12 protein-coding genes are annotated in these 19,138 nt (G+C 48.9%); 4 read left to right on the forward strand and 8 right to left on the reverse strand.

Annotated elements, in window-relative coordinates:
- Nucleotides 1–359 precede the first annotated feature (359 nt).
- Nucleotides 360–1,571 carry a hypothetical protein gene (locus tag M1B78_RS03560; protein WP_257939910.1) on the reverse strand — a complete coding sequence of 404 codons (1,212 nt, stop codon included), beginning with the start codon at nt 1,569–1,571 and terminating at the stop codon, nt 360–362.
- 131 nt (nt 1,572–1,702) lie between these two features.
- Between M1B78_RS03560 and M1B78_RS03565 the strand changes: the two genes are divergently transcribed.
- The 3 genes from M1B78_RS03565 to M1B78_RS03575 all read left to right on the forward strand — a co-directional run bounded on the left by M1B78_RS03565 (nt 1,703) and on the right by M1B78_RS03575 (nt 6,761).
- Complete coding sequence (locus tag M1B78_RS03565) at nt 1,703–2,881, forward strand: ATP-binding protein (RefSeq protein WP_136011092.1); 1,179 nt, start codon at nt 1,703–1,705, stop codon at nt 2,879–2,881.
- Between the two features lie 42 nt (nt 2,882–2,923).
- Nucleotides 2,924–6,481, forward strand: a complete 3,558-nt coding sequence (gene nifJ, locus M1B78_RS03570; protein WP_257939911.1) for a pyruvate:ferredoxin (flavodoxin) oxidoreductase — start codon at nt 2,924–2,926, stop codon at nt 6,479–6,481.
- A gap of 91 nt (nt 6,482–6,572) precedes the next feature.
- Nucleotides 6,573–6,761: a hypothetical protein gene (locus M1B78_RS03575; RefSeq protein WP_016273175.1), complete on the forward strand. Its 189-nt coding sequence runs from the start codon at nt 6,573–6,575 to the stop codon at nt 6,759–6,761.
- Between the two features lie 118 nt (nt 6,762–6,879).
- Here M1B78_RS03575 and M1B78_RS03580 read toward each other — a convergent pair whose 3' ends face one another.
- Nucleotides 6,880–9,639 (reverse strand): hybrid sensor histidine kinase/response regulator transcription factor, encoded by a 2,760-nt coding sequence (locus M1B78_RS03580; RefSeq protein WP_176468871.1) that lies wholly within the window; start codon nt 9,637–9,639, stop codon nt 6,880–6,882.
- A 365-nt stretch (nt 9,640–10,004) separates the two neighbouring features.
- Here M1B78_RS03580 and M1B78_RS03585 point away from each other — a divergent pair, with 365 nt between their 5' ends.
- On the forward strand, nt 10,005–10,448 hold the full coding sequence (locus M1B78_RS03585; protein WP_136011094.1) for a tellurite resistance TerB family protein: 444 nt from the start codon (nt 10,005–10,007) through the stop codon (nt 10,446–10,448).
- A 182-nt stretch (nt 10,449–10,630) separates the two neighbouring features.
- On the opposite strand, the gene M1B78_RS03590 is transcribed toward M1B78_RS03585, so the two are convergent.
- The 6 genes from M1B78_RS03590 to M1B78_RS03615 all read right to left on the reverse strand — a co-directional run bounded on the left by M1B78_RS03590 (nt 10,631) and on the right by M1B78_RS03615 (nt 19,130).
- On the reverse strand, nt 10,631–11,518 hold the full coding sequence (locus tag M1B78_RS03590; RefSeq protein WP_257939912.1) for a carbohydrate kinase family protein: 888 nt from the start codon (nt 11,516–11,518) through the stop codon (nt 10,631–10,633).
- A 233-nt stretch (nt 11,519–11,751) separates the two neighbouring features.
- Nucleotides 11,752–12,924: an MFS transporter gene (locus M1B78_RS03595; RefSeq protein ID WP_257939913.1), complete on the reverse strand. Its 1,173-nt coding sequence runs from the start codon at nt 12,922–12,924 to the stop codon at nt 11,752–11,754.
- Entirely contained in the window at nt 12,921–14,783 is a 1,863-nt protein-coding gene (locus tag M1B78_RS03600) for a DUF4980 domain-containing protein (protein WP_257939914.1), read from the reverse strand. The genes M1B78_RS03595 and M1B78_RS03600 overlap by 4 nt, the downstream gene beginning before the upstream one ends.
- Nucleotides 14,784–14,902: 119 nt before the next feature.
- Nucleotides 14,903–15,121, reverse strand: coding sequence for a hypothetical protein (locus M1B78_RS03605; protein WP_257939915.1), 219 nt, complete (start codon nt 15,119–15,121; stop codon nt 14,903–14,905).
- Between the two features lie 14 nt (nt 15,122–15,135).
- Entirely contained in the window at nt 15,136–17,271 is a 2,136-nt protein-coding gene (locus M1B78_RS03610) for a glycoside hydrolase family 32 protein (protein WP_257939916.1), read from the reverse strand.
- Between the two features lie 74 nt (nt 17,272–17,345).
- A complete protein-coding gene (locus M1B78_RS03615; RefSeq protein ID WP_136011099.1) occupies nt 17,346–19,130 on the reverse strand; it encodes a RagB/SusD family nutrient uptake outer membrane protein in 1,785 nt (594 codons plus the stop codon).
- Nucleotides 19,131–19,138 lie beyond the last annotated feature (8 nt).

Below are 19,138 nucleotides of genomic sequence, written 5' to 3' on the forward strand. Positions count from 1 at the left end.
CTCTTATAATCGAAGGCAAATGTATGGAATCTTATTTAAAAATCGAAGAAAAAAGAGTTTTTTTATAATGATTATCCGTAATATACCCTCATGTCTTCCACATTACGGCACATCAATGCTACCAGGAAGCAAGATACGTGTATAAGTCTGTTGGAAAGGCAGCATAGGGAAGATACAATTAAAAGCCTTATAATATAGCATTGAAAGGCTTATAACATGACATTAAAAGGCTTTCAATGACACATCACTATAAGGACGAAGCCGACAGAAGCGGTGAAAGGATAAAGATGAAGCATGCAAACAGCCTATCAGAGGCGAGGAATGCGGATAATCATATTTTTATCACTATGAATACAGGACTACCCCACCCTTACAAACGCCCGATACCTGCTTCTCGGCGTAACCGGTATCAACGGCAGATAGCCCGACACCACCCTGCCTTGCTCCACACGCAGCGGGTGTTCCAGCATATCCCTTGCGTGCTGCTCCTGCAAAGCCTCTTGAGCGGGAAAGTATTCGATAGAGAAAAATCCTTCGCCACCGGGAGCGACGAATCTATCGCAGAACGTATGAGCAACAATCCCCATATTCATCCGCAAATTAACCTCCACACAAGGATTGACTGCATACGGATGCCCCTTCTCTTGGCGGCAGACCATCATGTCTACCCCCAAAAAGCCGGTATAATCAGTCCCCAGCGCAGCCAGGCCTTTTCGCACAGACTCGCGCAGACGATGGAATGCTTCCAAAGGAACATAAGTCTGAATCCACTCCTCCACCTGCATGTCCGTGGCCAGCAAATTACCGCGATAGGCCCCTTTGCCATCCGTGACAAAGCGGGAATAGCCTACAAAACGGACACCTCCCTTGCCATCGGCATAGAACTCCATTGCAAAATCCTCCACCTTATTATATATAGGTTCCAACCAGAAAGCCCCATCGGTACGCAAAGCGCGACAACACCAGTCTATCACCTTTTCCATCTCCTCCTGCCGATACCAGCAAAGTCCCTTCCCACTGCCCGACCAAAGCGACTTGCAGATGCACCCACAGTCCTGCCAACGCAACAGCAGCTCCTGCACAGCCTCCCGCCCCTTGTTTGCAAAATCGTCTGCCGTCACAAGAACGCCTTCACCACCACAGAGATAGGACATATTCCCGGCCTCACCACCACATGCGTAGAGCAAACGGACATTGGCGCGCGAAGCCAGTCGGCGATAACGGGAAAGGTCTGCTGCCGAAGGAAGCAGCGATTCCGCTACTCCCCCTTTCAGCATCCGCTTACGGATAGCGGGATTCCATCCCCAAGGAATCACCTGCATATCAGCATAATCGGGTAGCTCCGGCTCCGTCACCAACTGCACATCCAACCGGAACAACTGTTGCATCTGTTTCAGATAATCTGCATTATAGGCGGAAGGAGCCAACACGCCACTACCCGGCCGGGCATACCAAATCGGCAGCAAAGCCAGGTCTTCAGCCATACGACGGATGGTAGCGGGCGCCATATAATTTTCTTCGTTATTTCCCAATGCCATGTCAGCATCAGGATTGAACACATAAAGTTTCATCTCTTTCAATTATTTAATCAATTACCCACTTTTTGTTTGAAAGTGCAAAGTTATACAATATTTTGCCATCTCTACTTTGCAAATACACAAAAAAGCAGTATATTTGCCGCCTGATAAACCGAATTGAAAGCATGGAAGCATTTTACCGTACACACGCTTATCTCGTAGAGCATACCCATGCTCCCGTACGCCGCGACCTGATGGACGAAATAGACTGGAACGACCGTCTTATCGGTATCAAGGGGACAAGAGGCGTAGGTAAGACCACCTTCTTGCTACAATACGCCAAAGAAAAATTCGGAACAGACCGTTCCTGCCTTTTCATCAACATGAACAACTTCTACTTCTCCGGACATGGCATCGTGGAATTTGCCGCCGAGTTCCAGCGCCGCGGAGGAAAAGTGCTGTTGATAGACCAAGTATTCAAATATCCGGAGTGGAGCAAGGAGCTACGCATGTGCTACGACCGTTTCCCAAACTTGAAAATCGTATTCACCGGTTCCTCTGTGATGCGTCTGAAAGAAGAGAATATGGAGTTGCGCGACATTGTGAAAAGCTACAACCTGCGCGGCTTCTCCTTCCGCGAATACCTGAACCTGCAGACGGGCATGAAATTCCATGCCTATCCGCTGGAAGAAATCCTGAGCAACCACGAACAAATAGCCAAAGGCATCCTCTCCAAAGTACGTCCGCTGGACTACATGCAGGACTATATGCACCACGGCTTCTACCCTTTCTTCCTCGAAAAGCGCAACTTTTCGGAGAATCTGCTCAAGACGATGAACATGATGGTGGAAGTGGATATCCTTCTAATCAAACAAATAGAACTGAAATATCTTTCGAAGATAAAGAAATTGCTATATTTATTGGCTGTGGACGGACCGAAAGCACCGAACGTCAGCCAACTGGCAAACGACATACAGACATCCCGCGCCACAGTAATGAATTACATCAAGTATCTGGCAGACGCACGACTCATCAATATGGTATATCCGAAGGGAGAGGAATTTCCCAAGAAGCCGTCGAAGATAATGATGCACAATTCAAATCTGATGTATTCCATCTATCCCGTCAAGGTAGAAGAGCAGGACGTACTGGACACTTTCTTTGCGAACACAATGTGGAAGGACCACAAGGTGAACAAGGGCGACAAGAACATCTCGTTCATGGTAGACGAGGTGATGCCTTTCAAGATTTGTCCGGAAGGGACAAAGATAAAGAATAATCCGGGAGTCACTTATGTACTGCATAAGGCGGAAATAGGCCGAGGTAACCAAATACCTCTCTGGTTATTCGGCTTCTTGTATTAAGAAAGAGAGATTTTTTACTTAAATAAATAATTCAATTTAGTTATGACTAAACAGAAGAAATTCATTACTTGTGATGGTAACCAGGCTGCTGCACATATCTCATATATGTTCTCCGAAGTAGCTGCCATCTACCCCATCACCCCCTCTTCTACGATGGCTGAATACGTAGACGAATGGGCTGCCGCAGGTCGCAAGAACATCTTCGGCGAAACAGTATTGGTACAGGAAATGCAATCGGAAGGCGGTGCTGCCGGTGCCGTTCACGGCTCTCTGCAAGCCGGTGCGCTGACTACCACCTACACAGCTTCACAGGGTCTGTTGCTGATGATTCCGAACATGTACAAGATTGCCGGTGAATTCCTGCCTTGCGTGTTCCACGTATCGGCACGTACACTGGCAAGCCATGCACTGTGTATCTTCGGCGACCACCAAGACGTCATGTCTGCACGCCAGACAGGTTTTGCCATGTTGGCCGAAGGTTCCGTACAAGAAGTCATGGACCTGGCAGGTGTTGCCCACCTGTCCACCATCAAGGCACGTGTTCCGTTTATGAACTTCTTCGACGGTTTCCGTACTTCTCACGAAATCCAGAAGATTGAGATGCTGGAGAACGAAGACCTCGCTCCGCTTATCGACCAGGAAGCTCTGGCTGAATTCCGCGCACGTGCATTGAACCCGATGAATCCGGTTGCCCGTGGTATGGCCGAAAACCCCGACCACTTCTTCCAACACCGTGAGTCTTGCAACAATTACTACGAAGCTGTTCCGGCTATCGTTGAGGAATACATGAACGAGATTTCCAAAATCACAGGCCGCAAGTACGGTTTGTTCGATTACTATGGTGCAGAAGATGCAGAACGCGTCATCATCGCCATGGGTTCTGTAACGGAAGCTGCCCGCGAAGCCATCGACCACCTCGTTGCCAATGGCGAAAAGGTAGGTTTGGTTGCCGTTCACTTGTATCGTCCGTTCTCTGCCAAGCACTTCCTGGCCGCCGTTCCCAAGACTGCCAAGAAGATTGCCGTACTGGATCGTACGAAAGAACCGGGTGCCAACGGTGAACCGCTGTACCTCGACGTAAAAGACTGCTTCTACGGTGCAGAGAATGCTCCGGTTATCGTAGGCGGCCGTTACGGTTTGGGCTCAAAGGACACTACTCCCGCACAAATCCTCGCCGTTTACAAGAACCTGGCTATGCCGATGCCAAAGAACCACTTCACTATCGGTATCGTAGACGACGTCACCTTCACTTCTCTGCCCCAGGAAGAAGAAATCGCATTGGGCGGCGAAGGCATGTTCGAAGCCAAATTCTACGGTTTGGGTGCTGACGGTACGGTAGGTGCCAACAAGAACTCCGTGAAGATTATCGGTGACAATACCGACAAGCACTGCCAGGCTTATTTCTCTTACGACTCCAAGAAATCAGGCGGTTTCACCTGCTCGCACCTGCGTTTCGGTGACACTCCTATCCGCTCTACATATCTGGTAAATACACCTAACTTTGTGGCTTGCCACGTTCAGGCTTACCTGCACATGTACGACGTAACCCGCGGTTTGCGTAAAAACGGCTCTTTCTTGCTGAACACCATCTGGGAAGGCGAAGAACTGGCCAAGAACCTGCCTAACAAGGTGAAGAAGTACTTTGCACAAAACAATATCACTGTTTACTATATCAACGCAACCCAGATTGCACAAGAAATCGGTTTGGGCAACCGTACCAACACCATCCTGCAGTCCGCATTCTTCCGTATCACCGGCGTTATTCCGGTTGACTTGGCTGTAGAGCAGATGAAGAAATTCATCGTTAAGTCTTACGGCAAGAAGGGTGAAGATGTTGTCAACAAGAACTATGCAGCCGTTGACCGTGGCGGTGAATACAAGCAGCTGGCCGTCGATCCTGCTTGGGCCAATCTGGCAGACGACGCCAAGGCTGAAAACAACGACCCCGCATTCATCAACGAAGTGGTTCGTCCTATCAATGCACAAGACGGTGACCTGTTGCCGGTATCTGCATTCAAGGGTATCGAAGACGGTACTTGGGAACAAGGTACTGCCAAATACGAAAAACGTGGCGTGGCTGCATTCGTTCCCGAATGGAATGCTGAAAACTGTATTCAGTGTAACAAGTGCGCTTACGTTTGTCCTCACGCTGCCATCCGTCCGTTCGTACTCGATGCTGAAGAGCAGAAGGGTGCCGACTTCACTCAACTGAAGGCTGTAGGTAAGGCATTCGACGGCATGACATTCCGTATTCAGGTAGACGTTCTCGACTGTCTGGGTTGCGGCAACTGTGCCGATGTTTGTCCGGGTAACCCGAAGAAGGGTGGCAAGGCTCTGACTATGAAGCACCTCGAAAGCCAATTGCCGGAAGCTGCCAACTGGACTTACTGTACTGAAAACGTGAAGAGCAAACAACACCTGGTCGACATCAAGGCTAACGTGAAGAACTCTCAGTTCGCTACTCCTTTGTTTGAGTTCTCAGGCGCTTGCTCCGGTTGTGGTGAAACTCCGTACGTCAAACTGATTTCCCAGTTGTTCGGTGACCGCGAAATGGTGGCCAACGCAACAGGATGTTCTTCCATCTACTCCGGTTCAGTACCTTCCACTCCTTATACCAGAAACGAAAAAGGTCACGGTCCTGCTTGGGCAAACTCATTGTTCGAGGACTTCTGCGAATTCGGTCTGGGTATGGAGCTTGCCAACGAAAAGATGCGTGCACGTATCGTGAAGGCTATGGAAGATGCCATCGCAGCAGAAGGAACTCCGGCCGAATACAAAGAAGTATTCCAGGCTTGGATTGAAAACATGTACGATGCAGACAAGAGCAAAGAACTGGCTGAAAAGATCATTCCGATGGTAGAAGCAGCCAAAGACAAGTGCGACAGCTGCAAGGCCATCGCCAGCTTGGCTCAATACCTGGTAAAACGCAGCCAATGGATTATCGGTGGTGACGGTGCTTCTTACGACATCGGTTACGGTGGTCTCGACCATGTAATCGCAAGCGGTAAGGATGTCAACATCCTCGTACTGGATACCGAGGTTTACTCCAACACGGGCGGACAGTCTTCTAAGTCTACTCCGGTAGGTGCCATCGCCAAGTTTGCCGCTGCCGGCAAGCGTGTACGCAAGAAAGACCTCGGCCTAATGGCTACTACTTATGGTTATGTATACGTTGCTCAAATCGCCATGGGTGCCGACCAAGCTCAAACCCTGAAGGCTATCCGTGAGGCAGAAGCATATCCCGGCCCGTCACTCATCATCGCTTACGCTCCGTGTATCAACCACGGTCTGAAGGCAGGTATGGGCAAGAGCCAGGCAGAGGAAGAAAAGGCTGTCAAGTGTGGTTACTGGCACTTGTGGCGCTACAACCCGGCTTTGGAAGCCGAAGGCAAGAATCCGTTCACGCTGGATAGCAAGGAACCGGATTGGAGCGGATTCCAAGACTTCTTGAAAGGCGAAGTTCGTTACGCATCCGTAATGAAACAATATCCGCAGGAAGCCGACGAGCTGTTCAAGGCAGCTGAAGAAAACGCTAAATGGCGTTACAACAGCTACAAGCGTCTTTCCAAAGAGAATTGGGGCGCTGAAGTTACAGAGTAATTCCGATTACTAAATAAAGAATAGAGGCTGCTCCTGAATAAGGCGCAGTCTCTATTTGTTTTTTAATCAACAATACTAAATATCACAGGTTATGATTGGATTTATCATTTGGGTTATCGGCGTGGTTCTGTGTGTCAAAGCCGTACTTGAAATCATGAAGTGGCCGGTAGACGGCGTGAAGAAACTATTAGTTGCGATTATCCTCCTGCTTACCAGCTGGATCGGAATCTGCGTCTACTACTTCTGGGGAAGAGAGAACCTGCCTCAAATACTGAAATAAACTTTGGTATCGTCTGAACAGAAGTAAAAACAAACATGCGTATCGGGTGGGAATCGCACGACAGCGTTTCCCACCCGATTTATTTTCGGGAGTCAAACGGAGAATACAATCCGTTTCATTAGCCTCTTCTTTTCAGGAACCCGGTAGGACTCTCCCCAAACTGTTCCTTATAGCATTTCGTGAAATAGGAAGGTGACGAAAAGCCCACTTCATAAGCAATCTCCGCTACCGTCATGTCAGAGGAAGCAAGCAGTGAGGCAGCCTTTTTCAACCTCATCTGGCGCAGCAGCTCATTCGGCGAATAGTTGGTCAGCGATTTCAGCTTACGGTAAAGCTGCACACGGCTCATACCCATATTCCGTCCCAAGTCCTCCACATTGAGTTCCGCATCTTTCATCCTCTCCCCGACAAGCGATTTGAAGCGGGAGACGAAGTCCTTATCCAAGTCACTGATGGTTTCCTTCTCAATAGTCTGGTTATCTCCGAAAAACTGCCTCAACTGACGACGGTTTGCAATGAGATTGCGGACACGCGACAAGAGCAACTGCGAATTGAACGGCTTGGAAATATAAGAATCGGCACCGCCATCATAGCCTTGGATACGCTGCTCGTCCAGCGAGCAGGCCGTCAGCAGAATCACCGGGATATGGCATGTCTGCAACTCTCCCTTCAAGCGGCGGCAACATTCCACACCATCCATACCAGGCATCATTACATCCGAGACAATCACATCCGGCACATACCTCATGGCCAGCCGGATACCCTCTGACCCGTCCGCTGCATCCAGTACGCGGAATTCGTTCGACAACAGCGACTTCACATAGCTGCGTATATCCGAATTATCGTCAATTACCAGCACAGTAGGACAATCGGCCTCAACCACCTCTTCGCCTGCCTTCACTTCCATATCTATCAGGGTAGACGACACTTCCTCCCCTTCGACAGGCAGCGTCACTATAGTGGGGCGATACTGCGAAACATCCTGCTGTGGGAAAGTAACGGTGAAAGTAGTGCCTTTCTCGTCGCTGCGTGCCGTGATGTTGCCGCCATGCATCTCCACAAAGGCACGTACCAGCGCCAGTCCGATACCGGTACCGGCCTGATGCCCGTTTACTTGATAGAAACGCTCGAAGATGGCTTCCACATCGGTTGTAGAAATGTAACTGCCGGAATTGAAGACGGACAGAGTATAGTTCTGTTCCGCCTTTAACAAGCGTAGGGCGATTTTCCCGTTCTCCGGCGTATACTTCACGGCATTGGAGAAGAGATTGAAGTAAATGCGCTCCATCTTCTCCGCATCCGCCATCATCCGGAAGTCCGCATCGGGAGATGCCTCAAAGCTGAAAGCAATATGTTTCTTCAGCAACGCCATGCGGAAAGAATCGTTCCAGCCCCGGAAGCTGTCGAGCAAATCAAAAGGTTCGAGATGAAGCTCCATGCGCCCGTTCTCCACCTTCCGGAAATCAAGTATCTGGTTAACCAGGCGAAGCAGGATATGCACATTCTTTTTCATCAGTTCGAGGAGCTGGCGCGGCTGTCCGTCGATAGTGCGGTTTGCAAGAAGCTGCTCTATGGGATCGGCTATCAGCGTCAGCGGAGTACGGAAATCGTGCGAAATATTCGTGAAGAACACCAACTTGGCATGCGTAGCCTCCTCCAATTCATGAGAAAGCTGTTCCAACTGCGACTTCTGCACTTCCAGCTGTTCCTTCTGCTGTATCAACTGTGTTTTCTGTTCCTCCAGTTTCTTTTTCTGCATGGACAGCTCACGGTTCAACCGATTCTTGGCACGCAAGGAGAGGTAGACAGCCACCAACAAGCCGACCAGCAACAACAAGGCAGACAGACTGCCGTACAAGACAACCTGCTGTGTGGCATAGCGGACCAAATACTGGTTTATCTTTCCGTTCAGGGTTTCTATCTTTCCATCCAGGGTGCCGATGTGGGCGGTCTGCATCTTCATGATGAGAGCATTGTCGCGATTGACGACGGAAGTACCCAGGATAGTTTCACGGGGAAAATCACGCTTGTTCAGGATATCCATGGCAATCTGCATCACACGGTCGCCACCGGTAGGATATATAAACGTGGCATCCAGTTCGCCGGCAAGCACTTTCTCCACTCCGTAGTCTTTGCCGGGCAGGGCGTCTATGCCGATGAACCGCATTTCTTTCTCCCGTCCCTTGCTAGCAACGGCAGCATAGGCCCCTGCCGCCATGCGGTCATTCTGTGCATACACCAGGTCGATATGAGGAAAACGGTCTAGCAGAATATCCATTTTTTCTTCGGCCTTAAGTTGCAGCCAGGCACCGTCTTCAACGGCCAGCAGCCGGATACCGGGATAAGCGGATAGAGCCTTCACAAATCCTTGATGACGGTCTACGGCGGGTGTGGAGCCCACCAAACCGGAAATTTCAACCACATCTCCCTGCCCGTGCAACACATTGGCCACATACTCTCCCACAGCTTTCCCTATCTCGTAGTTGTCTGCACCGACGTAGGCCGTGTATTTATCCGAAAGGATTTTACGATCTATCACAATCACCGGAATGCCCCGGTTGTATGCCTCTTCCACCACCGGAGTGATCGGAGCGGCTTCATTAGGGGCCACAATCAGCAGGTCCACCCCTTCGGCTATCAGTTCACGAATGTCTTCTGCCTGACGGTCGTTGTCGTCGACGGCCGTACGGATGTCCACCTCCACATCTTCGTAGAAATGGGCTTCACGGAGTATCTCGCTGTTCATCCGGCGGCGCCATTCATCCTCGCTACATTGGGAAACGCCGATACGGAAACGTGCCTCACGCCGGGAGCAGGCCACCGCCACTCCCCAGAACACAAGCAAAAAGAATAAAATCCGAAGGTTATGTTGTCTCATCATTTTACTTTTGATTTAAGATATTGTTTCGTTTTTCTTTTATATTCTCCACCATTGCTCCCAATCCACACAACAACAGACACTCCCGAAAAACCGGAGCAAGGCCAAGCCGATAACCGCAGTTGAGCAAATCTAAATAAAATCTTCCAAAAAGACGAATAAAATGGGAAAAAGTTGCCTCAACTGCACTGTTGCCCCAATGGCAATGCAAACGCTTCCCGGCCCATGGCATCAATGTATAATGAATAAAGAGAAACTCTTTTTCTCTCTAAAAGCTTTTCTAAACCGATGCAAATATATACCTTTGTATCACCATCGAAAAATTCAATGGTAACAAAACATTATTAATTTCAAACATAATCAATATGGGAATATTTGACAAAATTTTCAAAGCTGTGCCAGAAGAAGAGAAGCTGACCCAGCAAGAAGCATTTGCCGGAATTGCTCTTGCAATGGCTGGTGCAGATGGAAGTATTGCAGAATCCGAATGGGCAGGAATCGTTAACTACATCCGTCGATTGAGAATATACGACAACTTCTCCAATCCGGCTTTCGACAAGCTGTTCGACAAGTTATTCAGAATCCTCAGGAACCAAGGTCCCGGTGCATTGGTCAACGCTTCCGTTGAAGGTCTTTCCGAAGATTTGAGGCTTACAGCTTTTGCATGCGCGGTAGATATTGCATTGGCAGACGGCGTGCTGGAAGAAGAAGAAAAGGAACTGATTAACCAGATGGCAGAATCTCTCGAAATCCCCGAACAGACTGCCATATCCATCATCGAGGTAATGATTATCAAGAACAAAGCCTAAACAACCTGAACCCGATATAAGACTTTGTTTTTAATGGTATAGAAACCAAACGTGATTAAACAATGCTATCTCGATTTCCCTTCCCCACTGGAGGAGAGAAATCGAGATAATACTTTTAACTCATAACACTTCTGAAAAAACTTATAACTGATAGGAAACGAGCAAAGTCTTTTATCACCTTATCACCCCAATCGTTCTCTGAACGCTTCGGGCAACTCCGGCATGGCACCGCTTTGCGTGCAAACGTATGCAGAGACTTCCACCGCCAGTTTATGGGCATCGGGTACCTGCTTTCCGCTGAGAATGGCAGCCGTGAAAGCTGCCGTGAACGAATCGCCCGCCCCCACGGTATCAGCCACCGGCACTTTCGGAGTCTCCTGGAAGGATACCACTCCCGGAGTAAACACATAACTGCCGTTCGTTCCGCAAGTCAGGATAAGCATTTTCAAATTATATTTGGCCAGCAGAATCCAGCATTTGTCCTGCAAGTCGATGCCCGGATAGCCGAAGATACGGCTGATGGTCACCAGTTCCTCATCGTTTATCTTGAGGATGTTGCAGCGGCGCATGGATTCGCAAAGTATCTCCTTAGTATAGAAACCCTGGCGGAGGTTGATGTCGAATATCTTCAACTGCTCGTCCATATCAGGCATCGCATCAAGAAAACGGTTGATAGTGGCGCGGCTAGTTTCACTGCGTTGCGCCAAAGAACCGAAACACACGGCACGGGTATTCAGTGCCAGATGTCTCAATTCATCCGTAAACGGGATATTATCCCAAGCGACCCCTTCCTTTATTTCATAGCAAGGAACCCCTACGGCATCAAGAGTCACCTGTACGGTTCCGGTCGGATAAGGCACACGCTCTATCTGAGTTCGCAAGCCTTTCCGGGCAAAGACATCCAGAATCTCGTTTCCGTCGGCATCGGCACCTACGGCACTGACCACGCAACTGTCGAACCCAAACTGCGATGCATGGTAAGCAAAGTTTGCCGGAGCACCGCCTATCTTCTTCCCTTCGGGGAGGCAATCCCATAAAGCCTCACCCATTCCTACAATTACCTTATTCATGATATTATTTAGTTTATTGAATCATATGTTTTCATTCGTAGCGGCCTATTGTTCCACCCGACAAGAAGCAGTAAAAAAGTTGCCAAGTATAGGACAAAAAGTAGCCAACTACCTATTAAAAAGTTTCTAAGAACCAAGGATTATCTCTATCCCAAGGCTTGGGATAGACATCCGCAGGCTGGGGACAGATATCCGCAGCTTTGGGACATGCGTCCCCATCCTGCGAACAAACATTACCGCTTCATACGCAGCATATAGAAGAACAGATAGACTACCCCTACCGTCATCACAGCCACGGCACCGCTTTGTCCTACAGCATCACTTGCCAAGCCCATTGCTATCGGAAATACCGTACCGCCGAAGAGCCCCATAATCATCAAGCCGGAAACCTCGTTCTTCTTTTGTGGCATAGCAAGCAACGCCTGGGAGAAAATAACCGGAAAGATGTTCGAATTGCCGAAACCGATGAGGGCAATGCAAATATATATCATCGTCTTTTCATGGAATACGAACAACCCTACCATCGCCACTAACATACATAACACGCTGATGCCGAAGAAGGTTCGGGGAGCCATCTTTTGAAGGATGAAGGTTCCGAGAAAGCAACCCGCCGTGCGGAAGATGAAGTAAAGGCTGGTGGCAAAGCCGGCATCGGCCAGCGTCATGCCCAGGCGCTCCATCAGAATCTTGGGCGCCGTGGTATTCGTACCTACGTCAATGCCTACATGGCACATGATGCCCAAGAAGCAGAGAAAGATAAACGGCTTGCCCAGCAGGGCGAGGCACTCCCCGAAGGTGGAAGGGCGCCCCTCTTCCTTTTCTTCGCGGATGGAAGTACCGCTCAGCCAAAGAATGGCAATCACCGCAATGACCATATAGACCGGGAACAGCACCCTCCAGCCCATGCCCAGAGACGGAATGAGCTGCGTAGCTCCCCACATGGCAATGTATGGAGCCAGAAACGAAGCAATGGCTTTTACAAACTGTCCGAAAGTGAGCGAACTTGCCAGCCGCTCGCCGCTTACGATGTTGGAAAGCAGCGGGTTGAGCGACGTTTGCATCAGCGCATTACCGATGCCCAGCAATGAGAACGAGAGCAGCATCAGCACGTAGCCGTCTCCGAAAACCGGGAGAAGCAAAGAGGCAAACGTGATGACAAGGCTGAGAAGCACCGTCTTCTTGCGTCCGATGCGGTTCATCAGCATACCCGTAGGTACGGAGAAGATGAGAAACCAGAAGAACACCAGAGACGGGAATATATTGGCTTGCGAGTCGGTCAGGTTCAAGTCGGCCTTCACGTAGTTGGAAGCGATGCCTACCAAGTCTACAAAGCCCATGGCGAAGAAGCAAAGCATGACCGGAAAGAGCTTTGCCAAGGAAGCGGAAGATGTAGCAGATTGTTTCATTTTACAATGTTCTTTTTAATGGTCAAATTATTTTCTACCTCCAGCGGATAGACGGTCAGGTTTCCTACCCGGCAACGGCCTTTGTCGGTCGATATGGAAAGAGTGGTGTAGGGTTCCGTAGGGAAAACCAAGTTTGTCATGACGAAACGCCCCTCTCCGTCGAAAGCCTCGATGCTGCAACGATCTATGAACAAACGCAGATGTTGTTTTCTGCCCTGAGGGGCCGGAGCCAGCGTGATGGCAGGAAAATCCTTGCTGAAGTCCGTCAGACCGCTTCGGGTGCGATCCATGCCGAAACTGTTGTCTGTCAGATTATAGGTCAGGACGGTCTGTTCCCCTTTAGGATTACTCAAGGTAATGTTTACCTTTCCGGCAGTGCGGGCGTCCAATTCCAGATTCACCTCACAGATTCCGTTATTGGCAACAGGCAGTTTCTTTGCCACACCGTTCTTGCCTACAGAGAAAGCACCGTAATCCATCGTTTTCTTGCCCCGCAAAGCCAATGTTTCGGGAGCCGGTACGGTAGTGAGATAATAGTCGCCGTCACCGACTTTGTAAAGACCCAAGTCGCGCGGAAGAGAATTGGCACTGCGATACTGCTTGGTGGGCACGTTGTTGGCGTACTGCCAATTACTCATCCACGCTATCACAGTATGTCTGTCATCAGGAGCATTGCTCCACGACACAGTGGCATAATGGTCCTTTCCGTAGTCCATCCACTTGGTGACTTCGGGCTTGGTGTCGCAAGTAAAAGTCTTGCCGTCGAAATCACCTACAAAGTACTGTGCCGCACTGCCGCCGAAGGGGCCTCCGGGATTGATGTTGCAGATAAGCACCCACTTCTTCTCGTCGGTACCCCGAACGGGCAACTGCATCAAGTCCGGGCATTCCCATACTCCCTCCTGACATCCGTAACCACGACCGAAGCTGCTCTCCTTTTTCCAGTTCTTCAAGTCGGGAGAAGAGTATATCCACATCTCCCTCTCCAGCGCGGCGGCAAGGACAAGAATCCATCTGCCGCTTTCGGCATGCCAGAACATATTCGGGTCGCGGCACTCCTTGTCCGAGGTGATGATGGGATTGTTTTCGTAGGTCTTGAAAGTCCGTCCGTTGTCCAAGCTATAGGCAAGACTCTGTATCTGGCTGGCACCCGCCGAGGTATAGATAGCGACAACGGCATCCTTGCCGAAACCAGCGGTGTTCTCCTTGTCCACCACACAGCTGCCGCTGAAAATCATTCCCAGCCCGTCGGGCACGAGCACCGGCTCTTCCGCTTTCCAGTTCACCAGGTCGGTGCTGGTGGAGTGTCCCCAACTAAGATTTCCCCACATGGAACCGTAGGGATTGTACTGGAAACAGAGATGATACACCCCATCCTTGTAGAACATCCCGTTGGGATCATTCATCCAGCCATAGCGGGGAGTATGATGAAAAAGCGGGCGGAAAGCTTCGCTGTTAGATGCGTCAAACGTATCGCTCAGGCATATATCGCTCCAGCAGGCATCCTCCATGGCATCGCGTACGTTGGCACGGCTGTTGCCCGTATGCACGTCCAGCGACACCTTGCCGGTTTCATACGGAGCCAGGTCGAAAGGCACCCAGTAATCCACGCGATTCATGGCAAGACGTACCGTCAGCGTACGCTCCACCTTATTATTTACCAGTACATGAATGGTTGCCTCCGAAGCAGCCTCTTCAACGGGCAACAACAGATACTTCCTGGGAGACACTACTTGTATCAGACTATGGTTGGCACCCAGATAATGGACCTTCAGTCCCTCTTGATTTTGCGCCGCACAAAGTCCAACGCTCATCCACAGCAGGAAGAGCAATGCGGCCAAATTTCGTTTTACGTTCATAATAGATATTTTATGTTTATTCATGGTTTCATGTTTTTCATCCGTTGCAAAGATACGGCCTTACGCCATTCCCGACTATCTTTTTTGTTTCAAAGCATACTACAAATGTTACATTCAGTCTAAAAATAGCCGTCAAGGCAGACCAGCGTGTCCTTTTCGTTCACAAAGAAAGAGACAATTCCACAACCATCATTGTTGGCAAACCATCTTGGCGAATCGGGAGACACAGAAGAGTGAGGACGATAAGGCTCTTTGTATAAACTGTCTGAATTCATTTGTGCACCGGCAGACAATGTTCCTGCCAATAAAAGCACACCCAATATAGTTGGTATCTTCATTTTCTGCATTTTCATTAAAAGTTCATCTTTACCCTTGCATCTTTCAGTCTCCAAACTTCGGCAGCAACTTCCGTTGTATTTCCATCAGAGAATAGCTCCAATAGCGTACTGTTTTCTTTCAGAGGAAAGATTCTTGTAGTAAACGCATCTTCGTTATTGATAAATCCTTCCACTACAGAACCGTCAATAAACAAACGAATTTCCACCGGCTTGGTTGTGTCCAACCGATACCGGTCCTTGCGGATCTTCAAAGGAATGTGTGCACGCAAGGAAGAATGCGTCTGGTCTACAATAAGTTCCTCCTTTTCCACATCATAATAAATCAGGCTATATTCGCTATTATCCGGATTCTTGCACAATGTAAATCCAAACCGTCTTGCGTCACCGGGATAAAAAGTCGCCTTGACTTCAAGCTGATGTTCCCTTCTGCTCAAAATGCATGGTTTCGCAGCAGTCAATGCCTGTCTGGAATAAACCGTCGGTTGTTCACGCAATTGTTTCATCACGGGATGGGGTGTCTGGCATAGTTTTCCATCTTTCAGTTGCCATCTTCTGGGCATACTGTAGAGATGCGCCCATCCTTGTTCATAAGTGGCTTCCCCTCCTATTTCATCGGGTATAATGGCAATGGCAGCAACATCCCCTTCCGGAGTCTCCACAACAGAGGGAGACAGCAAGCGGTTGATGACCTCCAGATTTTGAGGAACCGGATTGTCCGGTACAAACTTCTCATTCTTGAAATCTCCTATCCAATATTGGCAACGCGCAGGTATGCCTTTATGAGGAACCCTATTCACCAAAAGAACATACTTGCCGCCCATCTTCTTAAAGACCGGCATTTCCCAGAAAATACCGGAATCATCCACTTCCGGATTTCCCTCAAACAGTAAATGTACAAAATCCCATTTCTTCAGGTCTGCCGATTTATAAAGCAACAAAGCTCCATGGGGTGTATCGGTCTGCTCAATGCCGAAGCCGATAATCATATACCAGACATCACCTTCTTTCCAGACATACTGGTCGCGCATGTCCGTACGGGTATATCCGGCAGGCTTCTCGGCGATAACCGGATTACCCGCATATTTCTCCCATTCTATCAGCGCAGTATCTTTCGGAAAAGCAATACCTACTCCCAGATTGTCTCCACCGGCTGTATATATCAGTTGGGGGATACCGTCATCATTGATGACAGCATATCCGGACCATATTCCATTCTTGTCATAAGCAGCATCAGGAGTCAAAGCCGGCTTTTCCTCCGTCCAATGAAGCATATCGGGACTGCTGAAATGTCCCCAATTTATCTGCCCCAGGAAAATGGCAGAAGCATTCTTCTGATTGAATATATGGTATTTACCTTTATAAAGAAGCAAGCCATGCGTTTCATTAGTCCAGTTGGCAGCCGGCAACAGATGATAGCGGGGGCGGTTGAAGTCCTTCGCAAAACGGATTTCCGGAATAGCCAAAACCGGCGTCTTCTTCAATCCCAAGGCAATCTCGTCTCTCCATGCAGACGAATTATCGGAAAAAGGAGTGAGGCTTATCCCGTCAATCAACCCGTTTATAGCCGTAACATCGTACATCCAAACCTTCTTTTCCCTGAAATCCTTACCTACCCGAAGGGTCATTTCCCCACCCTGTAAGTTCCGAGGCCATACCTCCGCACTCATCCTCTGCCCATTCAGGCAAACCGATTCATTACTTAAGTCAAGGACCACATGCAGCCACTTGAAACGGTCGACTTTTGTCTTTAATGAACAGTAAGAGTATGAGCCATTCTGCCCCATTCCCAACAGCAGCTCACCATAACGGTCTACACATACCGCTACAGATGTTCCTGTCATGTCTCTGATTCCCATAAAGGCAGCAGTATCCGTCGGATAAGATTCCAGAGCAAACCATCCGGACAACGACGAAACATCTCCTTCCGCGGTGGTTTCCATCCAGGTGGAATAGCCGTCTGTACGAAGGGCCTTACCTTCGACTCCGGCAACAAATTCCGGTATTTCCTTTATAGTGTACAAATTCAACAATGACTTGCCGTCACTGGAAAGTAAGGGGTCTTGCCCGTCAAACGACCATGTTTTTTGAGCAAAAGCTGCATTCAAAGAAAGCAATAGACAGCCCAATATAGAATAGGCAAAGTGTTTCATAATAAAAGATTGTTTAAAGAAAGAGGGGGGAAACAAATGTTTCACCTCCCTTACGTTTCTATTTCAAAATACGATTAGTTGAACGGAGCATAACCGGGATTCTGTACATACTTACCTCCCGAGAATCCGTATTGATTGTTCGGAACCGGATAATACTCATCCTTTCCACCCGTAAAGTGCGCATTGGCATAGTAAATGCGATTGTCTGCCTCCGCAGCGATGTACTTGTTCATGGTTGTTTCCACTATGCCCCAACGAACCAGGTCAAAGAAACGTTCACCTTCCAAAGCCTTCTCCAGACGTGTTTCCCAACGGAGGGCCTGACGGGCATAATCCTGATTCCATACATCAGCAGGATAAGGATTGACAAGATAATTGGCCGCATTGTGGGAATGGTCGTTGAAATCCTTTACATAGGCGCTGTTCCGGGCACGATTGCGTATCCGGTTAATCAAATCACGGGCAGTTTCGAGTCCATTGCCTTCATTGAGTTCAATAAGAGCCTCAGCTTTCCAAAGAAGGATATCCGCGTAACGTATAATCTGCCAGTTCAACTGTGAAGCCCCCCAAGGCCAGCCATTAAACATATCACTACTTTCCGGAGAAACCCAAAAGCGCTTCGCACAATTATAGCCGTAAGTTTCCTTATCACGCACCCATCCTTCACACGGTTTGTCCGGGTAAGTTTTCCAAGTTATATTAGGACGGCCCACAACAAAATCAAGACGCGGGTCTACATTGGGAGTTGTGTTTTGCAAAGTATAAACACCATTGTTCAGTACCGCCCAACTATAATCAGGCTTTGACTGATAATTAAAATCGGGCAAACCGTTTGCATCTGTCTGGTAAGCATTAATCAGGTCTTGGCTGGGCAAGAAGAAACCGTCGCCTCCGTAAGGACTGCCTCCGCCCGGAGAATTCAACAGATTGCTCCAATTGATGCGGCCGGCACTTTCGGTACCGTCATTCATGGAATATTGAATGGCAAAAACAGACTCTTTACCGTTTTCATTAGCTACCAAATCCAATCCCTGGAAATCGTCAAGCAAACCGTAACGGTTGCTGGCAGTCACCTGGTCGCAAAGCGAAACGACTTCCCTCAGCAGCTCTTTATTGATGGAAGTTACGGCATGTGTAGTCTCATCTTGCTGATACGCCTGGTACAGCTTGATTTTAGCCGCATAGGCCAGTGCTATGTATTTATGAATACGCCCTACCTCCGGCTGTGATGCAGGAAGCTGTTCGGCAGCATCAAGCATCTCCTTGGCCAGCATACTCAGAATCTCGTCACGGGTAAACTCATTGTTCGGAATATCCGGATATCGGGAAATCTCAACGTTCTCGTCAAAATAAGGTATCTTGTTGAAAAGCCGGCTCAACTCAAAGTAATAATGGGCACGAAGCACTTTCATCTCCGCAATGCGGGATACACGCCCGTTCACCTGCTCGTCTGTTGCAGCATTCAGTACGCGCAATGCAGAGTTACAACGCTGCACACTGCAATATAGATGGTACCACTTGCTGTCCAGAAATCCATTGGTAGCATCCATATCAAATGTCTCCATACGGTGCACTTCATTAAGGTCACCGACACCGCCACCGCCTTTATAGGCATTGTCCGAACGCACCTCACCATAAGTCCAATTGGAAGTAGGATGACACCATACACTCCAGCTCTGTCCCTCGGGACCACCCAAAGCTGCATACGCAGCATTCACCAAAAGGTCGGCACCTTTTGTAGAAGTCATAATATCTTCGTTCAAGCTACCCTGGGGCTTCAAATCCAGAAACCTGTCTTCATTACAGCTTGCAGTCATCAGCGCTACTGCGCCAAGCATATATAAATGTTTCAATTTCATAATAGTAT

Origin of the sequence: Bacteroides muris (ex Fokt et al. 2023), from assembly GCF_024704895.1 — a bacterium.
Classification (GTDB): Bacteria; Bacteroidota; Bacteroidia; order Bacteroidales; family Bacteroidaceae; genus Bacteroides; species Bacteroides muris.